Annotated in this window: 1 protein-coding gene; it reads right to left on the minus strand. The window is 46.1% G+C overall.

The genetic code is table 11. From position 1 onward, the window contains the following. A partial coding sequence (locus tag B7708_RS00075) for an accessory Sec-dependent LPXTG-anchored adhesin (protein WP_142358242.1) occupies nucleotides 1-4,502 on the minus strand: 4,502 nt, incomplete at both ends.

The following is a 4,502-nucleotide window of genomic DNA, read 5'->3' on the forward strand; positions in this document are numbered from 1 at the left end:
CTCAAGCTTGTGCTTGCTGATTGGCTAGCACTGATTGACGCTGATACGCTGTTGCTCAAGCTTGTGCTTGCTGATTGGCTAGCACTGATTGATGCAGATACGCTGTTGCTCAAGCTTGTGCTTGCTGATTCAGATGCACTGATTGATGCAGATACGCTGTTGCTCAAGCTTGTGCTTGCTGATTGGCTTGCACTGATTGATGCAGACACGCTGTTGCTCAAGCTTGTGCTTGCTGATTCAGATGCACTGATTGAAGCGGATACGCTGTTGCTCAAGCTTGTGCTTGCTGATTCAGATGCACTGATTGATGCACTTACGCTGTTGCTCAAGCTTGTGCTTGCTGATTCAGATGCACTGATTGATGCAGATACGCTGTTGCTCAAGCTTGTGCTTGCTGATTCAGATGCACTGATTGAAGCGGATACGCTGTTGCTCAAGCTTGTGCTTGCTGATTCAGATGCACTGATTGATGCAGACACGCTGTTGCTCAAGCTTGTGCTTGCTGATACTGAAGCACTGATTGATGCAGATACACTGTTGCTCAAGCTTGTGCTTGCTGATTGGCTAGCACTGATTGATGCAGACACGCTGTTGCTCAAGCTTGTGCTTGCTGATTGGCTTGCACTGATTGATGCAGACACGCTGTTGCTCAAGCTTGTGCTTGCTGATTCAGATGCACTGATTGATGCACTTACGCTGTTGCTCAAGCTTGTGCTTGCAGATACTGATGCGCTAGTTGATTCGCTTGCACTTACAGACGCTGAAGCTGATTGACTAGCTGATACAGACGCTGAAGTTGATTGACTTGAGCTTACTGATGCGCTAGCTGATTGGCTAGCTGATACTGATGCGCTAGTTGATTCGCTTGCTGATACTGATGCTGAAGCTGATTGGCTTGCTGATACAGACGCTGAAGTTGATTGGCTTGCAGATACTGATGCGCTAGTTGATTGGCTTGCTGATACAGATGCTGAAGTTGATTGACTTGCAGATACTGATGCTGAAGCTGATTGGCTAGCTGATACAGACGCTGAAGCTGATTGACTTGCAGATACTGATGCTGAAGTTGATTGACTTAAGCTTACTGATGCGCTAGTTGATTGACTAGCTGATACAGACGCTGAAGCGCTTTGACTTGCAGATACTGATGCTGAAGCTGATTGACTTGCAGATACTGATGCGCTAGTTGATTGGCTAGCACTTACAGACGCTGAAGTTGATTGACTTACAGATACTGATGCTGAAGCGCTTTGGCTAGCTGATACAGACGCTGAAGCTGATTGACTTGCAGATACTGATGCTGAAGCTGATTGACTTGCACTTACAGATGCGCTAGTTGATTGGCTAGCTGATACAGACGCTGAAGCGCTTTGGCTTGCAGATACTGATGCTGAAGCTGATTGACTTGCTGATACAGATGCTGAAGTTGATTGACTTGAGCTTACTGATGCTGAAGCTGATTCGCTTGCACTTACAGAAGCTGAAGCTGATTGACTTGCACTTACAGATGCTGAAGCTGATTGACTTGCAGATACTGATGCGCTAGTTGATTCGCTTGCTGATACAGATGCTGAAGCTGATTGACTTGCAGATACTGATGCGCTAGTTGATTCGCTTGCTGATACAGATGCTGAAGCTGATTGACTTGCAGATACTGATGCGCTAGTTGATTCGCTTGCTGATACAGATGCTGAAGCTGATTGACTTGCAGATACTGATGCGCTAGTTGATTCGCTTGCTGATACAGATGCTGAAGCTGATTGACTTGCAGATACTGATGCGCTAGTTGATTCGCTTGCTGATACAGATGCTGAAGCTGATTGACTTGCAGATACTGATGCGCTAGTTGATTCGCTTGCTGATACAGATGCTGAAGCTGATTGACTTGAGCTTACTGATGCGCTTGCTGATTGGCTAGCTGATACAGACGCTGAAGCGCTTTGGCTTGCAGATACTGATGCTGAAGTTGATTGACTAGCTGATACAGACGCTGAAGCTGATTGACTTGCAGATACTGATGCGCTAGTTGATTCGCTTGCACTTACAGATGCTGAAGCTGATTGACTTGAGCTTACTGATGCGCTAGTTGATTCGCTTGCTGATACAGATGCTGAAGCTGATTGGCTAGCTGATACAGACGCTGAAGTTGATTGACTTGAGCTTACTGATGCGCTTGCTGATTGGCTAGCTGATACAGATGCTGAAGCTGATTGACTTGCAGATACTGATGCGCTAGTTGATTCGCTTGCACTTACAGATGCTGAAGTTGATTGACTTGCAGATACTGATGCGCTAGTTGATTGGCTAGCTGATACAGACGCTGAAGCTGATTGGCTTGCAGATACTGATGCGCTAGTTGATTGACTTGCACTTACAGATGCTGAAGTTGATTGACTTAAGCTTACTGATGAGCTAGTTGATTGACTTGCACTTACAGATGCTGAAGTTGATTGACTTACAGATACTGATGCTGAAGCGCTTTGGCTAACTGATACAGATGCTGAAGTTGATTGACTTGCAGATACTGATGCGCTAGTTGATTCGCTTGAGCTTACTGATGCTGAAGCTGATTGACTTGAGCTTACTGATGCGCTTGCTGATTGACTTGCAGATACTGATGCTGAAGCGCTTTGGCTTGCAGATACTGATGCTGAAGTTGATTGACTTGAGCTTACTGATGCGCTAGTTGATTGGCTAGCTGATACAGACGCTGAAGCGCTTTGGCTTGCAGATACTGATGCGCTAGTTGATTGACTTGCACTTACAGACGCTGAAGTTGATTGACTTGAGCTTACTGATGCGCTAGTTGATTGACTTGAGCTTACTGATGCGCTAGTTGATTGACTTGAGCTTACTGATGCGCTAGTTGATTGGCTAGCTGATACAGATGCTGAAGCTGATTGACTTGAGCTTACTGATGCGCTTGCTGATTGACTTGCAGATACTGATGCTGAAGTTGATTGACTTGAGCTTGCTGATTGGCTAGCTGATACAGATGCTGAAGCTGATTGACTTGCAGATACTGATGCGCTTGTTGATTGGCTAGCTGATACAGACGCTGAAGCGGATTGACTTGCACTTACAGATGCTGAAGCGCTTTGGCTTGCAGATACTGATGCTGAAGCTGAAGCGGATTGACTTGAGCTTACTGATGCGCTAGTTGATTGGCTAGCTGATACAGACGCTGAAGTTGATTGACTTGAGCTTACTGATGCGCTAGTTGATTGGCTAGCTGATACAGATGCTGAAGCTGATTGACTTGAGCTTACTGATGCGCTTGCTGATTGACTTGCAGATACTGATGCGCTTGCTGATTGGCTTGCTGATACAGATGCTGAAGTTGATTCACTTGCAGATACTGATGCGCTTGTTGATTCGCTTGAGCTTACTGATGCGCTAGTTGATTGGCTTGCTGATACAGACGCTGAAGCTGATTGACTTGCACTTACAGATGCTGAAGCGCTTTGGCTTGCACTTACAGATGCTGAAGCGCTTTGGCTTGCAGATACTGATGCTGAAGCTGAAGCGGATTGACTTGAGCTTACTGATGCGCTAGTTGATTCGCTTGCACTTACAGATGCTGAAGCTGATTGACTTGAGCTTACTGATGCGCTTGCTGATTGGCTAGCTGATACAGATGCTGAAGTTGATTGACTTGCAGATACTGATGCTGAAGCTGATTGACTTGCAGATACTGATGCGCTTGCTGATTGGCTTGCACTTACAGATGCTGAAGTTGATTCGCTTGCAGATACTGATGCGCTTGCTGATTGGCTAGCACTTACAGACGCTGAAGTTGATTGACTTGCAGATACTGATGCTGAAGCTGATTGACTTGCAGATACTGATGCGCTTGCTGATTGGCTAGCTGATACAGACGCTGAAGCTGATTGACTTGCACTTACAGACGCTGATGCGCTAGCTGATTGACTAGCTGATACAGACGCTGAAGCTGATTCACTTGCAGATACTGAGGCGCTAGTTGATTCGCTTGCACTTACAGATGCTGAGGCGCTAGTTGATTCGCTTGCACTTACAGATGCTGAAGCGGATTGACTTGAGCTTACTGATGCGCTAGTTGATTGGCTAGCTGATACAGACGCTGAAGCTGATTGACTTGCACTTACAGATGCTGAAGCGCTTTGGCTTGCAGATACTGATGCTGAAGCTGAAGCGGATTGACTTGAGCTTACTGATGCGCTAGTTGATTCGCTTGCACTTACAGATGCTGAAGTTGATTGACTTGCAGATACTGATGCGCTTGCTGATTCGCTAGCTGATACTGATGAGCTTGTTGATTGGCTAGCACTTACAGATGCTGAAGCGCTTTGGCTTGCAGATACTGATGCTGAAGCTGAAGCTGAAGCGGATTGACTTGAGCTTACTGATGCGCTAGTTGATTCGCTTGCACTTACAGATGCTGAAGTTGATTGACTTGCAGATACTGATGCGCTTGCTGATTCGCTAGCTGATACTGATGCGCTTGTTGATTGGCTAGCACT

Origin of the sequence: Streptococcus oralis subsp. dentisani, from assembly GCF_002096615.1 — a bacterium.
Classification (GTDB): domain Bacteria; phylum Bacillota; class Bacilli; order Lactobacillales; family Streptococcaceae; genus Streptococcus; species Streptococcus oralis_U.